Here is a 15480-nt window from a genome sequence, read left to right on the forward strand (position 1 = left end):
GGCAATCCGCTCCCGTGGGTCGGTGGGTTCAACGAGTCACTCGGTTGCAGTATCTCCCGAGGTCAACCCATCTCGCCCGGCATCGCCCCCGTCGTGCGCAGTCTCACCCCGCGCCACTCTTGCGCGGGCGGCCGCCTCAGCCGATGGGGTACCCGGACGCTTACGCTCGGTCCATCCCTCGAACGTGCGCTGCGACCCGCTCGACACCGACAGCGCGCCCGGCGGCACATCCTCCCGCACCACCGTGCCCGCGCCCGTGTACGCGCCATCGCCCACCTCGACCGGCGCCACGAACATGTTGTCCGAGCCCGTACGCGCGTGGCTGCCGATCACCGTGCGGTGCTTGGACACACCGTCGTAGTTGACGAACACCGAGGCCGCGCCGATGTTGGTGTGCTCGCCGATCGTCGCGTCGCCCACGTACGACAGGTGCGGCACCTTCGAGCCCTCACCGATCTCCGCGTTCTTCGTCTCCACGAACGTGCCCACCTTCGCCCTGCGGGCCAGCCTCGTGCCCGGGCGCAGGTACGCGTACGGCCCCACACCGGCGCCGGCACCGACCTCCGCGCCGATCGCGTGCGTACGCACCACCGAGGCGCCCTCGCCCACCGCTGTGTCGATCAGCGTCGTATCCGGCCCCACCGTCGCGCCCGCCGCCACCGACGTCGTGCCACGCAGCTGCGTACCCTGGTCGACCACCGCGTCGCGCCCCAGCTCCACCGTCACGTCGATCCACGTCGTCGCCGGATCCAGGATCGTCACACCGGCCCGCATCCAGGCCCGGTTGACCCGGTCACGCAGCAGTGCCCGGAGCGTGGCCAGCTCCGCCCGGTCGTTGCAGCCCAACGTCTCCGTGGCGTCCGCGGCCACGTGAACGCCCACCGCCCGGCCGTCGGTCGCCAGCAGCCCGAAGACGTCCGTGAGGTACTCCTCGCCCTGGTCGTTGTCGGTCGACAACTTGCCCAACGCCGCACGCAGCAACGCGCCGTCGAACGCGTAGATACCCGCGTTGATCTCACGGATCGCGCGCTGCTCAGCGGACGCGTCGCGCTCCTCGACGATCCGCTCCAGCCGCCCCGACTCGTCGCGCACGATCCGGCCCAGCCCGGTCGGGTCGGCGACCTCGGCGGCGAGCACCGTCGCGGCCAGGCCCCCCGCCTCGTGCGCCGCGACGAGGTCGCGCACCGTCTCCGGCCGCAGCAGCGGTACGTCGCCGTTGAGCACGACGACCGTGTCGCCCGGGTCGCTCGTCGCCTCCAGCGCGATGCGCACCGCGTGGCCGGTGCCGTGCTGAACAGCCTGGAGCACCGGCTCGGCGGCCGGGGCCACCTCGGCCAGGTGCGCCTCCACCTGCTCGGCACCGTGGCCCACGACGACCAGCGTGCGGCGCGCGGCGAGCCCACCGGCGGCGGCGAGGACGTGGCCGACGAGGGTGCGGCCGAGGAGCGGGTGCAGCACCTTCGGAAGCGCCGACTTCATCCGCTTGCCCTCACCGGCGGCAAGGACGACGACGGTGCGGGACTGCGAGGAGGTCACGAGCTAGCTCCCTCAGGGGTGGCTGTGGGGTTGCGGCCTCATGGTAGTCGCGCGCGGGTCGGCCGGCTCCGCGGCCCCAATGTCGCGATTTGGACATTTCATGAAAGCTCGGCTGCCAGGACTCGAACCTGGAACATACGGACCAAAACCGCAGGTGTTGCCAATTACACCACAGCCGAAGGTTTGCGGTAGTCAGCCTAGCGTTCGCCAGATCGCGAAAGGAAACCGCTCCTCTCTTCCAACGCCTTGAAGACCCCTGCCATCACACCGTCGACGCGCGCGTAGAGCAGGCGCCCGTTGGGCACGTCGATCACCAGGCAGCCGCGGTAGTCAGGCCCCTTGTTTCGCCGGGTCGTCGAGGGTTTGTGTCGCTTGATCGTGGGTCGGCGCATCAGGTCGGCGTCGACCCCGACCCGCTCGGCCCACCAGCGCGATGCCGCCTCGGCGTCAGCCGACTCATGGATGCTGACCCGGTAGGTCAGGCGGTCGACTTGGAGACGCCGAGCGCGAGGGCGATGTCGTTGACCGACCGCCCTTCGGCGCGCAACTCCTCGGCGCGCGCCCGCAGCTCGTCCTTGGCGTTGGGACGGCGCGTCCAGGCCGGTGGTGGTACGCCGCGGAGCAGCTCGTTGAGCAGGTCTCTGCTCACGCCGAGCCGTTCGCGGATCTGGCGGGTCGACAGCTCTTCGTCGGTGCGTAGGCGCCGCGCCTCGGCGGCGAGGGGGTGCGTCATGCCGAGGACGCTAGGCGGGCCTACGAGGGCGCGGGTTCCCTTGTCCACAGCCGATTTACAGGAAGGAAAAGGAATGAGCCACTGTCAGACTACGGTTCCGTAAGTTACGGTGACGTAGGCGTAGCTTTACTCACCCCGGACGTCCGAAGCCACACTCAGCTCAGCGAGGTGCCATGACCACCGCCACCCTCGACGACACCCCTGTCAATGCTCCCAAGCCGCTCACCGACGGCACACAGTCCAAGGGCATCCTGATCGGCCTGTGGGCGTTCGTGGTGATCCCGTTCCTCGCCGTCTTCGCCGCCGTGCCGATCGCGTGGGGCGGTTGGCTCACCTGGACCGACGTGGCGATCTTCGCGGTCATGTACACGGTGTCCGGGCTCGGCATCACGGTCGGCTTCCACCGTTACTTCACGCATGGGTCGTTCAAGGCGAAGCGGTGGTTGCGGTTGTCGCTGGCGGTGGCCGGCTCGTTCGCGGTCGAGGGCAACATCACCCAGTGGGTGGCGGATCACCGCCGGCACCACATGTTCTCGGACGTCGAGGGTGATCCGCACTCGCCGTGGCGCTTCGGCACCGGCTTCTGGGCGCTCCTGAAGGGCCTGTGGTTCGCGCACATGGGCTGGCTGTTCAACCGCGAGTTGTCCAACCGTGACCGGTTCGCCCCCGACCTGGTGGCCGACAAGGACATCAACCGGATCGACCGGCTGTTTCCGCTGCTGGTGACGATCTCGATGGTCGCGCCCGCGGCTGCCGGTGGGCTGCTGACCTGGTCGTGGCAGGGCGCGCTGACCGCGTTCTTCTGGGCGGGTCTGGTGCGTGTGGGCCTGCTGCACCACATCACCTGGTCGATCAACTCGATCTGCCATGTGTACGGTGAGCGCCCGTTCGAGGTGCGCCAGGGCGATCGTGCCTCCAACTTCTGGCCGCTGGCGATCCTGTCTTTCGGTGAGAGCTGGCACAACCTGCACCACGCCGACCCGACCTGTGCCCGTCACGGCGTGCTGCGCGGTCAGATCGACATCTCGGCGCGCACGATCTGGATCTTCGAGAAGGTGGGCGCGGCGTCGAATGTGCGCTGGCCGAAGCCGGAGCGCATCGCGGCGAAGCTGGTTAAACCGACGTCGTGACTGAGAGCCTGAGCACCAACGGGGCGGCGCCGGTCAAGACCGGTAGCCGGGTGCGGATGTCCGCGGCTCAGCGGCGCGAGCAGCTCATCGCGATCGGCCGCCAGCTTTTCGCGGAGCGTGGGTTCGACGCGACCTCCATCGAGGAGGTCGCGTCTCGCGCGAAGGTCTCGAAGCCGGTGGTGTACGAGCACTTCGGCGGCAAGGAGGGCCTCTACGCGGTGGTGGTCGACCGCGAGGTGCGTGCGTTGCTCGACCGCATCACGAACGCGTTGACCGCCGGTCACCCTCGCGAGTTGCTGGAGCAGGCGGCGCTGGCGTTGCTGGACTACATCGAGTCGGAGACCGACGGCTTCCGTGTGCTGGTGCGGGAGTCGCCGCTGATGTCCGCGACGGGCAACTTCAGCAGTGTGCTCAACGATGTGGCGCACCAGGTCGAGCACATACTGGGCGCCGAGTTCAAGACGCGTGGATACGACCCGAAGCTGGCCGAGCTCTACTCGCAGGCGCTGGTGGGCATGGTGGCGCTGACCGGCCGGTGGTGGCTGGAGGTGCGCAAGCCGCGCAAGGACACGGTGGCCACGCATCTGGTCAATCTCGCGTGGAACGGCCTGTCGCACCTGGAGGCGAAGCCGGCGCTGCTCACTCGCCAGACGAAGTAGGCGTCGGCACCGCGTTGCGGCGGTAGCGTTCCTCGGCTTCGACGTCTTCGGAGGTGCCGACCTTGTCGTAGAGGCCGGCGGTGAGGACGAGCAGGCCGAAGACGAACGAGACGATCACGTTCGTCATCGAGAAGTTGAGGATGTTGGCGTCGGTGCGCAGCACTATCAGCATGGCCAGCCCGCCGAGGATGAAGATCAGGCCGCCGGCCAGGTTGATCAGGTGTTCGACGTTGTTGCCGATGAGCGCGCCGACGAACAGCACCGCGCCGTAGAGGGTCGACACGATGGAGAAGGCCAGGTTGGTGCGCAGGCCGAGCACTGTCACGTCGCCACGGTCGAAGAGCGGATCACCCCAGGTCTGGGTCAGGCTGATGATCCCGAACACCAGGATGTAGAGGCCGATCAGTCCGGCGAGCGTGCGGTACAGCGGTCGCATTGGATGGTTGACCGGGATGTGCGCCATAGCTGGATTGTCGCCCGGTGGCGGCGTCCCCGCAGCCGCTACGGCGCATCGCCGCAGCGGCCTCACTCCAGGAGGAGTCGTGCCTCCCGCGAGGCCCGCGCCTGCTCGTCGGTGCCGACCTTGCCGTACATGCCGGCCATCAGCAGCACCAGGCCGATCACCATCGCCACGATGACGGTGGACATGGTGAAGTTGAGGTAGTTGGCGTCGGTGCGCATCACGGCGAGGGCCGCGAGGCTGAGCGCGGCGAACCCGTAGCCGAACCACTTGTTGATCGCGGCGTCGATGTTGCGGCCGAGTGCGGTGCCGATCAGCAGGATCAGCCCGAGGGCGATGGAGATGACCGAGTAGCCGAGGTTGGTGCCCTGCCAGAGCGCCTCGGTGTCGGTCTGGGCGAAGAACTCGTCGCCGCTCGTCTCGATCAGCCCGAGCACGCCGAAGACGATCAGGTAGAGGCCGGTCAGCCCGCCGAGCGCACGGTAGGTCGGCCGCAGCGGGTGATTGACGGGAAAGTGCGCCATGGCCCGTGATTGTGGACCATCGCTCCGAGGTGCCGCCGGGCAGCCCCTCTCTCAGTGATCTGGCACCTGCTCGGCGAGCGCCAGCCAGGCTTCCTCCGCCTCGGCTCGTTCCGCCTGTACGGCCTTCAGTCGCGCGTCGAGATCGGCGATCTTGGCGTAGTCGGTGGCGTTGCGGGCCATCTCGTCGTGCAGCCCCGCCTCCCGCTGCTCCAGCTTGGCGACGGTGCGTTCGAGGCGGGCCAGCTCCTTGCGGGCGGCGCGTGCCTCGCCGGCGGAGGGGCGGTCGGGGGTCGGCGCCGCCGGAGGTGCCTCGCGGGTCGGGCGGGCGTCGGGCAGCGACGCGAGGTACTCCTCGACGCCGTTGGGGAGGTGGCGTAGCTGCCCGTCGCCCATCAGCGCGTACACGGTGTCGGTGACCCGTTCGACCAGGTAGCGGTCGTGGCTGGCGACCACGAGCGTGCCGGGCCAGCTGTCGAGGAGGTCTTCGAGCGAGGCGAGCGTGTCGGTGTCGAGGTCGTTGGTGGGCTCGTCGAGGAGGAGGACGTTGGGCTCGCCGGCGAGCAGGCGCAGCATCTGGAGGCGCCGCCGCTCGCCGCCGGAGAGGTCGGCGACGTGTGTCCACACGCGACGGTCGGTGAACCCGAACACCTCGGCGAGCTGGGCCGCGGACAGCTCGCGGTCGCCGAGCTTGACCCGCTTGGCGACCTCCTCGACCGCCTCCAGCAGGCGGAGGTTGCCGGGAAGCTCGGCCAGCTCCTGGGAGAGGAAGGCGGTGCGCACGGTGGAGCCGACCCGGAACGTGCCTCCGGTCGGCTCGAGCCGCTGGGCGAGCAGCCGCAGCAGTGTGGTCTTGCCGGCACCGTTGGCGCCCAGCAGCGCGATGCGGTCGCCCGGCCCGACCTGCCAGGTGACCTGGTCGAGGATGGTTTTGGGGCCGGCGTGGAGGGTGACGTCGGCCAGGTCGTACACCTGCTTGCCGAGCCGCGCGGTGGCGAGCCGGCGGAGGGAGACGGTGTCGCGGGGCGGCGGTACGTCGGCGATGAGCGCGTTGGCCGCCTCGATCCGGAAGCGGGGTTTGGAGGTGCGGGCGGGCGGGCCGCGGCGCAGCCAGGCGATCTCCTTGCGGAGAAGGTTCTGCCGGCGGGCCTCGACGGCGGCGGCGACCCGTTCGCGTTCGGCGCGGGCGAGCGTCCAGGCCGCGAAGCCGCCCTCGTACGCCCGGACGGTCTGGTCGGCGACCTCCCAGGTGGCGGTGCAGACCGCGTCGAGGAACCACCTGTCGTGGGTGACGACCACGAGCGCGCCGCGCCGGGTGGTGAGGTGGCGGGCGAGCCAGTCGACGCCGGCGACGTCGAGGTGGTTGGTGGGCTCGTCGAGGATGAGCAGGTCGGCGGCGCGTACGAGCAGTGCGGCGAGCGCGACCCGCCGCCGCTCGCCGCCGGACATCGGCCCGACCGGCTGGTCCAGGCCGAGGTGGGGCATGCCAAGACCATCAAGGATGGAACGGACACCGGCGTCTCCGGCCCACTCGTGCTCGGCGGCGAACCCCTCGCCCAGCCAGGCGGTGCCGATCACGACGTCGTGGACGGTGGCGTCGGCGGCGAGTTCGAGTGTCTGCGGCAGCCACGCCACTCGCAGGTCGCGCCGGTGGGTGACCCGTCCGGCGTCCGGCTCTTCGAGCTTGGTGAGCAGGCGCAGCAGCGTGGACTTGCCGGCGCCGTTGAGCCCCACCACGCCCACGCGGTCGGCGTCGTCGAGCCCGAGGGATACGTCGGTAAGGAGGGGGCCGGCCGCGCCGTACCCCTTGGACACCCGGTCCAGGTTGACGATGTTGGCCATCAGATGACGCGGGCTCCGGGCACAGGGCCGTGGGCGGTGCGGGCCGAACGGCACACCTCGGCGGCGGTCAGGTCTTCGGCGATGCGCGTGGCGTGTGGCCCGTCGGTGGCGAGGAAGACGCAGGTCGGGCCCGACCCGGAAACGAGACCGGCGAGCGCGCCCGCGGCGTGGCCGGCCTTGAGCACGTCGGCGAGGCCGGGGCGCAGCGAGAGCGCGGCGGCCTGGAGGTCGTTGTCGAGCGCGGCGCCGAGCACGGCCGGGTCGCGCTGCCGCAGGGCGGCGAGCAGCCGGTCGGCGCCGCCGAGCAGCGGGTTGCTCGCGTGGCCGGGGAGGCGGGCGGCCTCGCCGGTGTCGCGCAGCCGGTCGAGCTCGCGGTAGACGTCGGTCGTGGAGAGGCCACCGTCGGCGATCGCCACGACCCAGTGCCACGAGCTGGGGCGGGCGAGCACGGGGCTGACCGCTTCCCCCCGGCCGGTGCCGAGGGCGGTGCCGCCGTAGACCAGGAAGGGCACGTCGGAGCCGATGTCGGCGGCGACGGTGGCTAGCTCGTCGCGGGAGAGGCCGAGCCCCCAGAGCGCGTCGCAGGCGACGAGCGCGGCGGCCGCGTCGGCGCTCCCGCCGGCGAGCCCGGCCGCGAGCGGGATCTGCTTGCGCAGGTGGAGGCGGGCGTGGGCGGGGACCTTGGCGTGCGCGGCGAGGGCGCGGGCCGCGCGGATCACCAGGTTGCTCTCGTCGAGGGCCAGCTCACCGGCGCCCTCGCCCTCCATCGTGAGCGTGAGCGTGTCACCCCGGCGGGCGGTCAGCTCGTCGTAGAGCGAGATGGCGTGGTAGACGGTGCTCAGCTCGTGGTAGCCGTCCGGCCGCACCGGACCGACGCCCAGGTGCAGATTGATCTTCGCCGGCACGCGCACCTTCACCGGCCCGGACGCCGCCAGGCGCGGCCGGTCCAGCTCCTCGTCCGGCCGCCAAGCCTCCGTCACGGAGTGATGTCCTGGACGGGGAGGCGGATCTCGAACGGCCGGTCGAGCACCAGCTCCTCGGTGGTGTCGGCGACGAGCTTGTAGGAGTCGCCGACCAGCTCAGGCGTCCACATCGCCCGGGCACCAGGCTCGACAGGCTGCGCGCTCATCGCCTACACCTCCTCACGGGCACCTCGTCAGACTACTCGGCGGCCCGGCTCGGTACGGGTGCGGCAAGCGCTATGGCGGCGAACTGATCCACTGTCAGTGCCTCGCCACGCGCTCCCGGGTCGACCCCAGCGGCCACCAGCACCGCCTCGGCCCGGTCGGCGCCGCCCGCCCAACCGGCCAGCGCGGCGCGGAGGGTCTTGCGGCGCTGGGCGAACGCGGCGTCGACGACGGCGAAGACCCGCTCGCGGGGGCCGGCGGGCGGCTCCCGCTTGGTGAAGGCGACAAGGCCGGAGTCGACGTTGGGCACGGGCCAGAAGACGCTCGGCGGTACGCGGCCGGCGGTGCGCGCGCTCGCGTACCAGGCGAGCTTGACCGAGGGCACGCCGTAGACCTTGGAGCCAGGGCCGGCGACCAGCCGGTCGGCGACCTCCTTCTGCACCATCACCAGCCCGTGCCGCAGGCTCGGCAGCTCGGCGAGCAGGTGGAGGACGACCGGGACCGCCACGTTGTACGGCAGGTTGGCCACCAGCGCGGTCGGCGGCGGGTCCAGCTCGGCGGCGGTGATCCGGAGCGCGTCGGCGTGGTGGACCGTGAGGTTGCCGGGATGGCCGGCGGTCTCGGCGAGCGCACCGGCCAGCGCCGGATCGATCTCCACCGCGTGCACGTGGCGGGCGGCCGGCAGCAGGCCGAGCGTGAGCGACCCCAGGCCCGGCCCCACCTCCACCACCACGTCGCCGGCGGCGAGTCCGGCGGCGGAGACGATGCGGCGCACGGTGTTGGGGTCGTGCACGAAGTTTTGCCCGAGCCGCTTGGTGGGCGCGACCCCCAGCCGCGTGGCCAGCTCCCGGATCTCCGCCGGGCCGAGCAGGTCGGCTACCACGGCCCGAAGACGCGGTCGCCGGTGGCGGAGATCTCGGCGCAGAGCTCGTCGAGGTCGGCCCCCGTCGCCTCGGCCAGGCCGCGCACGGTCAGCGGGATGAGGTACGAGGCGTTGGGGCGCCCCCGGTACGGCATCGGCGTCAGGTAGGGCGCGTCGGTCTCCACCAGCATCTGCTTGATCGGGGTGACCCGGGCCGCGTCGCGCAGGGCCACCGCGCTGGCGAAGGTGACCGTGCCGGCGAAGCTGAGCAGGTAGCCCCGGCGCACGCACTCGGCCGCGAAGTCGGCGTCGCCGGAGAAGCAGTGCAGCACCACCGTCTCCGGCGCGCCCTCCTCGTCGAGGACGCGCAGCACGTCGGCGTGCGCGTCGCGGTCGTGGATGACCAGCGGCTTGCCGTGGCGCTTGGCGATCGCGATGTGCGCCCGGAAGCTCGTCTCCTGCGCCGTCCGTCCCTCGTCGCCGGTGCGGAACGTGTCCATCCCGGTCTCGCCGATGCCGCGTACGCGCTCGTCGGCGGCCAGCCCTTCGATCACGCGCAGGGCCTCGTCGAGGTCGCCGAGGCGGGGCGCCTCGTTGGGGTGGAGCGCCACGGTGGCGACGATCGCGGGGTGCCGGGCGGCGACCTCGACGCCCCAGCGCGACGACTCGACGTCGACGCCCACCTGCACCAGCCGGTCGACGCCGGCGGTCGCGGCGAGCGCCACGAACTCGTCGACCCCGCCCGGCGCGCCCTCCTCGGCCACCGTGATGTCCAGGTGCGTGTGGCTGTCGATCACCGGCACCGGCAGCGGCTCAGGTGCCGGTGGGAACTCTCCCTGGCGCTGGCGTCGCGAACTCCTCATCGCGCTCAGCATCCCACGCGCCGCGCGGTCGCCATGACCGGGAGCCCACCGGCCCGTCCAGCGAATTACGGGCGTGTCGTGCCTGGTGTCACAGGTAGGCGTAACCCTGCGTTCACCCGGGGGCACACGCTGCACCCTATTGTCGAGCAGGTGACAGTGACCCCGTCGACCGCGCAGCCGCACATGGCTGGGGCCGGGCTGCACGTCACCTACGAGGGCGTCGTCTACGCGGCCGAGGAGATCGCGCACGGCGCGGCATACGAGCTGTTCAGCGTCGATCCGGCCGATGGTTTCGAGCGCAACCCCCGCCCCGGCGCCGCGCACCCGTGGCACCGCTTCGTGCACGTCACCGAGGTGACCGCGGTGCAGGGCCTGCGGGCCGACGTGCCCGAAGGGCTGGAGGCGCCGCTCCTCGTGCCGCTCAACCGGGCACGCGGCTGGCACGACATCCACGCGCTCAGCCAGTCGCCGGCTTACGCGCACGACCCGACGGTCGGCGGCATCCGGCGCACCGCCGCGATCCGGCGTGGCACCCGCATGGTCAAGGTGCTCTCCGCCCGCCAGCTCTCCGGCTATCTGCGGGGTTGGCTCCCGCACGGGTTCTGCTACCGCGAGCACGACATCGCCCACCTGCGCACGCCCTCGGCCCTCGCGCTGCTCCGCACCGACTCCGACTCGGCCCGCGACGACCCGGATGTGACCTTCGCGATCCGGTGGCGGGCCGCCGATCCGCAGGATTTCGAGATCCCGCTCGGCGACAACCACCGTGGCCTGGCCGGCATGCCGTCGCACGACCGCATGGGCGCGCCGGTGCTCGGCACCGGTTTCACCCCGAGTGGGCGCTTCGTCATCCCCGAGTGGGTCACCACCGACCTCGCCGACCTGCCGCTGCCGGCCAATGCCACGCTGCTGGCCTACACGCCCGACGGCACCGAGGTCGTGCTCTACACCTACCAGCCGGAGCAGCGGGGCTGGCTGCGCATGGTCGGCCCGCAGTGGCGCCACCTGCTGGCCGGAGTGCCCGACATCGCGCCCGAGCAGGAGTACGTGCCGAGTGACGAGAAGGCCAAGTCGACCCGGCTGGTGGGGCGCTACCGAGGCCAGGAGTACGAGGCGGTGGCCGACCCGCCCGGCGAGTTCCGCGTGCTGGCGATGACGCGGGCGGCCCGCTATCCGGTCGAGGCGCTGGCCCGCCGCGCCGCCTTCGCGCGGTGGCGGGGCGCCGACTGCCTGGTGCTGCGGCAGGAGTCGGGCTGGACCCGCCTGCGCCTCTGCCGACCCGACCCCGACAGCGTGGCGGCGCTCGGCGCGCAGTGCTACGAGCGGGGCATCTACGAGGCGTGGGCGCCGGCCGCCGAGATCGCCGACCACCGCGTGGTCAACCTGGAGTACAGGCTCACCTGAGCCCCACGACCCGCAGGATCTCCTCCAGCGGCATCGCCCGCACCGCCGTGCGCACCAGGTCGACCGTCCAGCCGGGCAGGTCGCCACGCTGGTCGACGTCGTCGAGCGCCTTGTCGACCGCGGCCCGCACCGTGCGCTCGACGGTCGGCGGATCCCACTCCAGCTCGGCGAAGCCCGGCTGCCCGGCGAGCGCGAGCAGGAAGCGCTCGCGGGACAGGCCCAGCTCGCACGCGGCGCCGTGCAGCGCGCCGTAGGCGACGCGCTGGACCAGCGCATCGACACCATCACCGGGGTACGGGTCGGCGGGCGCGGCGCACGGGTCGGTCTCCTGGTAGCGGCCGTAGTCACGGGCGCCGGCGGCCGCCTCGGCGCCGACCAGGACGGGCCCGACCAGGACGAGAGCGGCAAGGATCGCCGTGGGGGCGGCACGCCGGCGCGCGTACCCCATGGGCTGTTGGCGGACCGCGAAGGCCGCGAGGACGGTGAGGAGGGCGAGCGCGGCGGCGGCCAGGAAAGCCGGGCGGAACGCCCGGGTGAGCACGGCGCTGAGCCGGTGGTCGACCTCCCTGACCACGGCGGTGGTGGTCTCGCCGCGGTTGGCGGTGTCGACGGCGGCGGCCAGGTCGGGCACCGCACCGCGCGGCGCCTCGGCGAACGTGTCGCGCACCGACATCGCGAGCTGGAGCTTGTCCTGCACCGGCATGCGCGCGTCGAGCAGCACGGCGGTGCCGGTGACGACCGCCCGCTGCGCGCCGTCGGTGAGCGAGCTGGCCAGCAGCGGCGCGATCACCACGAGGCCGAGCACCAGGCCGGCGTGCTTGGCGGCGACCACCGAGCCGCCGGAGCGCACGAGCGGGCCGCCGGCGGGCACCGCGGCCGAGGAGAGCACGCGCGCGACCACGCCCGACCCGGCCCCGCACAGGAAGAGCGCGGCCGCGGCCCAGCCCAGGCTCGCCGACGGCAGGAACGCCAGCCCGAGCAGCCCGAGGCCGAGCGCGAGCGTGCCGCCCACCACCCGGACCCCCGCCCCCGCGCCCGCGGTCACGCGGCCGGCGAGCACCGTGCCGGCCGGCAGCGCCATCATCACGAACGCGGCCGCGAGCGGGCTGTAACGCCAGATCTCGACGAGCAGGAGCACACCGAGGAAGAGGGCACCGACCAGCCCGGCGAAGAGCGTCAGGTAGCCGCCGATGGCCCAGAGCGGGCTGCGGCCGGCGGGCTCGTCACTCGCCGGCTCGAGCGCCGGCGCCGGCCACAGCGCGATCACCGCCAGCGCCAGCAGCGCCACCGGCACCTGGGCGATAAAGATCACCCGCCAGTCGAACGCCTCCGTGAGCGCGCCGCCCAGCGCCGGCCCGACCGCCAGCCCGGCGGTGGCCGCGCCGCTCCACAGCCGCCGGCCCCGCTCGCGACCCGAGTGCGCGCTGAGCAGCTCGAGCGCGCCGGCGAGCAGCGCGGCCGCCCCGATGCCCTGGACCACGCGGCCGGTGAGCAGGCCGCCGAGCGAGCCGGTGATGCCGCACCAGGTGGAACCGGCGGCGAAGAGCGCCACCCCGCCCAAGGTGAGTGGCGTGGTCGGCAGCCACCGGCGGGCCAGCACCAGAGCCACCGCGGCCACGGTCACCGCCACCGCGTAGCCCGTCAGCACCCACGAGACGCCGACGATCGTCGTGTCGAACCGCGCGTAGATCGCGGGCAGGGCCAGCGCGACGATCGAGGCATCGGCGAACGCCAGTGCGACGACGCCGGTCAGCGCGGTGGCCGGGATCCTCACGCCAGCCAGTCTCTCGGCTGCGCACCCCCGCGCGACACCCTGAATTGTCCCCTAGGGCGTGTCTGGTGGATCTTGTGGGTGCGAGGCGAGGTCCAGGCGGCGGTCCGGTGGTGCCGGGCGGAAGGTCGCATACCGGTGTTGTATGTGGCCTTTCGTCCGGTGCCGCCGGGCGCCGTCTGGGCCCGCCGCAGCCCCGCAAAGATCCACCAGACACGCCCTAGTTCGCGGGGTCCAGGCGGGCCAGCTCCTCGTCGACGATCGACGGGTCGAGCTTGCGGAAGACCGGCTTCGGTGGGGCCAGCGCCCGGCCCGCCTCGACCGGCACCGACTCCCACCGCGCCCCGGTCGAGTAGTCGCCGGTCAGGATCGGGTAGGCCGGGCCGCCGTCGAGATCCTCCACCTCGACGATCGACGGCATCGGGGCGTGCACACCGGTGCCGCCCAGCAACTCGTGCACCTTCTGCGCGCTGTGCGGCAGGAACGGCGTGAGCAGGGTGTTGCAGTCGCTCACCGCCTGGAGCGCCACGTGCAGCACCGTGCCCATCCGCGCCGGGTCGTCCTTCATCTTCCAGGGCGCCTGGTCGGAGAGGTACTTGTTGGCCTCGCCCACGACCCGCATCGCCTCGGTGATCGCCTGCTTCTGGCGGTGCTTCTCGATCAGGCTCCCGACGCTGCCATAGGCCGCCCGCGCCGTCTCCAGCAGCGCGCGGTCTTCGGCGGTCAGCTCGCCGGCGGGCGGGATGGCGCCGAAGTTCTTGGCGGCCATCGAGATCGAGCGGTTGACGAGGTTGCCCCAGCCGGCCACCAGCTCGTCGTTGTTGCGCCGCAGAAACTCGGCCCAGGTGAAGTCGGTGTCCTGGCTCTCCGGCCCGGCCACCGCGATGAAGTAGCGGAGGGCGTCGGCGTCGTACCGCTCCAGGAAGTCGCGCACGTAGATCACGACCTGGCGGGAGGAGGAGAACTTGCGCCCCTCCATCGTCAGGAATTCGCTGGAGACCACCTCGGTCGGCAGGTTGAGGCGGCCCAGCCCGCCCGGCTCCCCGCCCCGGTCGCCCTCGCCCGAGTAGCCGAGCAGCAGCGACGGCCAGATCACCGAGTGGAAGACGATGTTGTCCTTGCCCATGAAGTAGTAGGCCGCCGGCCCGCCCGCGGGGTCTTCGGACCACCAGCGGCGCCAGGCCTCCGGGTCGCCGGAGCGGCGGGCCCACTCGATCGAGGCGGAGAGGTAGCCGATCACGGCGTCGAACCACACGTAGATGCGCTTGTCACCACGCTCGCGCCACCCCTCCAGCGGGATCGGCACGCCCCACTCCAGGTCACGCGTGATCGCGCGGGGCTGGAGGTCGTCGAGGAGGTTCCGGGAGAAGCGCAGCACGTTGGGTCGCCACCCCTCGCGGCTGTCGAGCCACTTGCCCAGCGCCTGGGCGAACGCGGGCAGGTCGAGGAAGAAGTGCTCGGTCTCCACGAACCGCGGCGTCTCACCGTTGATTTTGGAGCGCGGGTTGATCAGGTCGACCGGGTCGAGCTGGTTGCCGCAGTTGTCGCACTGGTCGCCGCGCGCGCTGTCGTATCCGCAGATGGGGCAGGTGCCCTCGATGTACCGGTCGGGCAGCGTGCGCCCGGTCGAGGGGGAGATCGCACCCATGGTGACCTTGGGGACGATGTATCCGTTGCGGTACAACCCCTCGAACAGCTCCTGCACCACCGCGTAGTGGTTGCCGGTGGTGGTGCGGGTGAAGAGGTCGTACGACAGGCCGAGCCCGTGCAGGTCTTCCACGATCACCCGGTTGTACCGGTCGGCCAGCTCGCGGGGGGTCACGCCCTCCTTGTCGGCCTGCACCTGGATCGGGGTGCCATGCTCGTCGGTGCCGGAGACCATGAGCACGTCGTGGCCCGCCATCCGCATGTACCGGCTGAAGACGTCGGAGGGCACCCCGAAGCCGGAGACGTGGCCGATGTGGCGCGGGCCGTTGGCGTACGGCCAGGCGACCGCCGCGAGAACGTGACTCATAGCGCCCAAGCCTAGGCCCTGCCCAGGCACCGGCCTGTGTGGCCTCTCCCGGCCCTCGGCAGCGCGGGCATGGGCTGTGCCGTCGGGCATCGGTTAGCCCTCGCTGGCCTGGGCGCGATCGCGGAGGTCTGCCCCTGGTGGCGTGGGGCCTGCCCCCGGCGGCCGGTGCGCCGGCCAGCGGGCTGATCCTGGCTACGGGGAGTGGCCGGCTCGCGCGGGCCGTGCCGGTGTGGCGAGTTGGTCCCCTCCGTAGCAGGAGCACGACCGAGCCCGCCAGACCGTGTCGGCGGCGGGCAGGATCCGACGCCGCCGGCCCGCGAGCGAGACCGGTGGTAACTCCATATTCGGCCGACACGCGCGGAGCGCTACGCGGTCGGCGCGCTTCGGCGTTGTCCAATGAAGGTTGTGACCGGATCAGCGCCGCAACCAGGCGAAACGCAGCTGCCCGACACGCCGCCGGGAACCAGTCCGTGGGCGTCGGACGGCCCCGAGGGCGCCTGGTGGCGCGGCGACCCAGCAGCCGCGGCGGCGAGATTCGCCGCGGTGCGCCCCATCGAG

The 15480-nt window shown here is 72.1% G+C and carries 14 protein-coding genes and 1 tRNA gene; 3 read left to right on the forward strand and 12 right to left on the reverse strand.

The annotated features are described in order from the left end of the window. Positions 1 to 36: 36 nt before the first annotated feature. The 3 genes from glmU to ACFFIA_RS10930 all read right to left on the reverse strand — a co-directional run bounded on the left by glmU (position 37) and on the right by ACFFIA_RS10930 (position 2269). Positions 37 to 1536 (reverse strand): bifunctional UDP-N-acetylglucosamine diphosphorylase/glucosamine-1-phosphate N-acetyltransferase GlmU, encoded by a 1500-nt coding sequence (glmU, locus tag ACFFIA_RS10920; RefSeq protein ID WP_377249370.1) that lies wholly within the window; start codon positions 1534 to 1536, stop codon positions 37 to 39. Positions 1537 to 1643: 107 nt separating this feature from the next. Next, positions 1644 to 1715 (reverse strand) — tRNA-Gln (locus ACFFIA_RS10925). A 299-nt stretch (positions 1716 to 2014) separates the two neighbouring features. Then, positions 2015 to 2269 carry a helix-turn-helix domain-containing protein gene (locus ACFFIA_RS10930; protein ID WP_377249372.1) on the reverse strand — a complete coding sequence of 85 codons (255 nt, stop codon included), beginning with the start codon at positions 2267 to 2269 and terminating at the stop codon, positions 2015 to 2017. 173 nt (positions 2270 to 2442) lie between these two features. Here ACFFIA_RS10930 and ACFFIA_RS10935 point away from each other — a divergent pair, with 173 nt between their 5' ends. Further along, complete coding sequence (locus ACFFIA_RS10935; RefSeq protein WP_377249374.1) at positions 2443 to 3399, forward strand: acyl-CoA desaturase; 957 nt, start codon at positions 2443 to 2445, stop codon at positions 3397 to 3399. Beyond that, positions 3396 to 4058: a TetR family transcriptional regulator gene (locus ACFFIA_RS10940; protein ID WP_377249376.1), complete on the forward strand. Its 663-nt coding sequence runs from the start codon at positions 3396 to 3398 to the stop codon at positions 4056 to 4058. Before ACFFIA_RS10935 ends, ACFFIA_RS10940 begins: the two co-directional genes overlap by 4 nt. On the opposite strand, the gene ACFFIA_RS10945 is transcribed toward ACFFIA_RS10940, so the two are convergent. The 7 genes from ACFFIA_RS10945 to ACFFIA_RS10975 form a co-directional block, all read right to left on the reverse strand. Continuing rightward, on the reverse strand, positions 4039 to 4521 hold the full coding sequence (locus ACFFIA_RS10945) for a DUF4383 domain-containing protein (protein WP_377249378.1): 483 nt from the start codon (positions 4519 to 4521) through the stop codon (positions 4039 to 4041). The two genes, ACFFIA_RS10940 and ACFFIA_RS10945, sit on opposite strands and share 20 nt — an antisense overlap. Positions 4522 to 4583: 62 nt before the next feature. Next, positions 4584 to 5042 carry a DUF4383 domain-containing protein gene (locus tag ACFFIA_RS10950; protein WP_377249380.1) on the reverse strand — a complete coding sequence of 153 codons (459 nt, stop codon included), beginning with the start codon at positions 5040 to 5042 and terminating at the stop codon, positions 4584 to 4586. Between the two features lie 51 nt (positions 5043 to 5093). Continuing rightward, entirely contained in the window at positions 5094 to 6881 is a 1788-nt protein-coding gene (locus tag ACFFIA_RS10955; protein WP_377249382.1) for an ABC-F family ATP-binding cassette domain-containing protein, read from the reverse strand. Continuing rightward, entirely contained in the window at positions 6881 to 7861 is a 981-nt protein-coding gene (locus ACFFIA_RS10960; protein WP_377249384.1) for a 4-(cytidine 5'-diphospho)-2-C-methyl-D-erythritol kinase, read from the reverse strand. The genes ACFFIA_RS10955 and ACFFIA_RS10960 overlap by 1 nt, the downstream gene beginning before the upstream one ends. Then, the gene (locus ACFFIA_RS10965) at positions 7858 to 8010 is read right to left on the reverse strand and encodes a hypothetical protein (protein WP_377249386.1); all 153 of its coding nucleotides are present in this window, start codon (positions 8008 to 8010) and stop codon (positions 7858 to 7860) included. Before ACFFIA_RS10965 ends, ACFFIA_RS10960 begins: the two co-directional genes overlap by 4 nt. A 32-nt stretch (positions 8011 to 8042) precedes the next feature. Continuing rightward, on the reverse strand, positions 8043 to 8891 hold the full coding sequence (gene rsmA, locus ACFFIA_RS10970; RefSeq protein ID WP_377249388.1) for a 16S rRNA (adenine(1518)-N(6)/adenine(1519)-N(6))-dimethyltransferase RsmA: 849 nt from the start codon (positions 8889 to 8891) through the stop codon (positions 8043 to 8045). Beyond that, on the reverse strand, positions 8885 to 9745 hold the full coding sequence (locus ACFFIA_RS10975; protein WP_377249390.1) for a TatD family hydrolase: 861 nt from the start codon (positions 9743 to 9745) through the stop codon (positions 8885 to 8887). Before ACFFIA_RS10975 ends, rsmA begins: the two co-directional genes overlap by 7 nt. A 138-nt stretch (positions 9746 to 9883) precedes the next feature. Between ACFFIA_RS10975 and ACFFIA_RS10980 the strand changes: the two genes are divergently transcribed. Continuing rightward, complete coding sequence (locus ACFFIA_RS10980) at positions 9884 to 11137, forward strand: hypothetical protein (protein WP_377249392.1); 1254 nt, start codon at positions 9884 to 9886, stop codon at positions 11135 to 11137. Here ACFFIA_RS10980 and ACFFIA_RS10985 read toward each other — a convergent pair. Further along, positions 11130 to 12911 carry an MFS transporter gene (locus ACFFIA_RS10985; RefSeq protein WP_377249394.1) on the reverse strand — a complete coding sequence of 594 codons (1782 nt, stop codon included), beginning with the start codon at positions 12909 to 12911 and terminating at the stop codon, positions 11130 to 11132. The two genes, ACFFIA_RS10980 and ACFFIA_RS10985, sit on opposite strands and share 8 nt — an antisense overlap. Before the next feature lie 217 nt (positions 12912 to 13128). Next, positions 13129 to 14922, reverse strand: coding sequence for a methionine--tRNA ligase (gene metG / locus ACFFIA_RS10990; RefSeq protein ID WP_377249396.1), 1794 nt, complete (start codon positions 14920 to 14922; stop codon positions 13129 to 13131). Positions 14923 to 15480: the final 558 nt, after the last annotated feature.

Origin of the sequence: Phytohabitans kaempferiae (assembly GCF_042433955.1) — a bacterium.
Lineage (GTDB): Bacteria > Actinomycetota > Actinomycetes > Mycobacteriales > Micromonosporaceae > Phytohabitans > Phytohabitans kaempferiae.

Excerpts from the sequence above, each read along its gene's own strand:
- metG (WP_377249396.1), bottom strand. The coding sequence starts at position 14,922 with ATGAGTCACGTTCTCGCGGCGGTCGCCTGGCCGTACGCCAACGGCCCG.
- ACFFIA_RS10965 (WP_377249386.1), bottom strand. The coding sequence starts at position 8,010 with ATGAGCGCGCAGCCTGTCGAGCCTGGTGCCCGGGCGATGTGGACGCCT.
- ACFFIA_RS10955 (WP_377249382.1), bottom strand. The coding sequence starts at position 6,881 with ATGGCCAACATCGTCAACCTGGACCGGGTGTCCAAGGGGTACGGCGCG.
- ACFFIA_RS10950 (WP_377249380.1), bottom strand. The coding sequence starts at position 5,042 with ATGGCGCACTTTCCCGTCAATCACCCGCTGCGGCCGACCTACCGTGCG.
- ACFFIA_RS10945 (WP_377249378.1), bottom strand. The coding sequence starts at position 4,521 with ATGGCGCACATCCCGGTCAACCATCCAATGCGACCGCTGTACCGCACG.
- ACFFIA_RS10935 (WP_377249374.1), top strand. The coding sequence starts at position 2,443 with ATGACCACCGCCACCCTCGACGACACCCCTGTCAATGCTCCCAAGCCG.
- ACFFIA_RS10975 (WP_377249390.1), bottom strand. The coding sequence starts at position 9,745 with ATGCTGAGCGCGATGAGGAGTTCGCGACGCCAGCGCCAGGGAGAGTTC.
- ACFFIA_RS10930 (WP_377249372.1), bottom strand. The coding sequence starts at position 2,269 with ATGACGCACCCCCTCGCCGCCGAGGCGCGGCGCCTACGCACCGACGAA.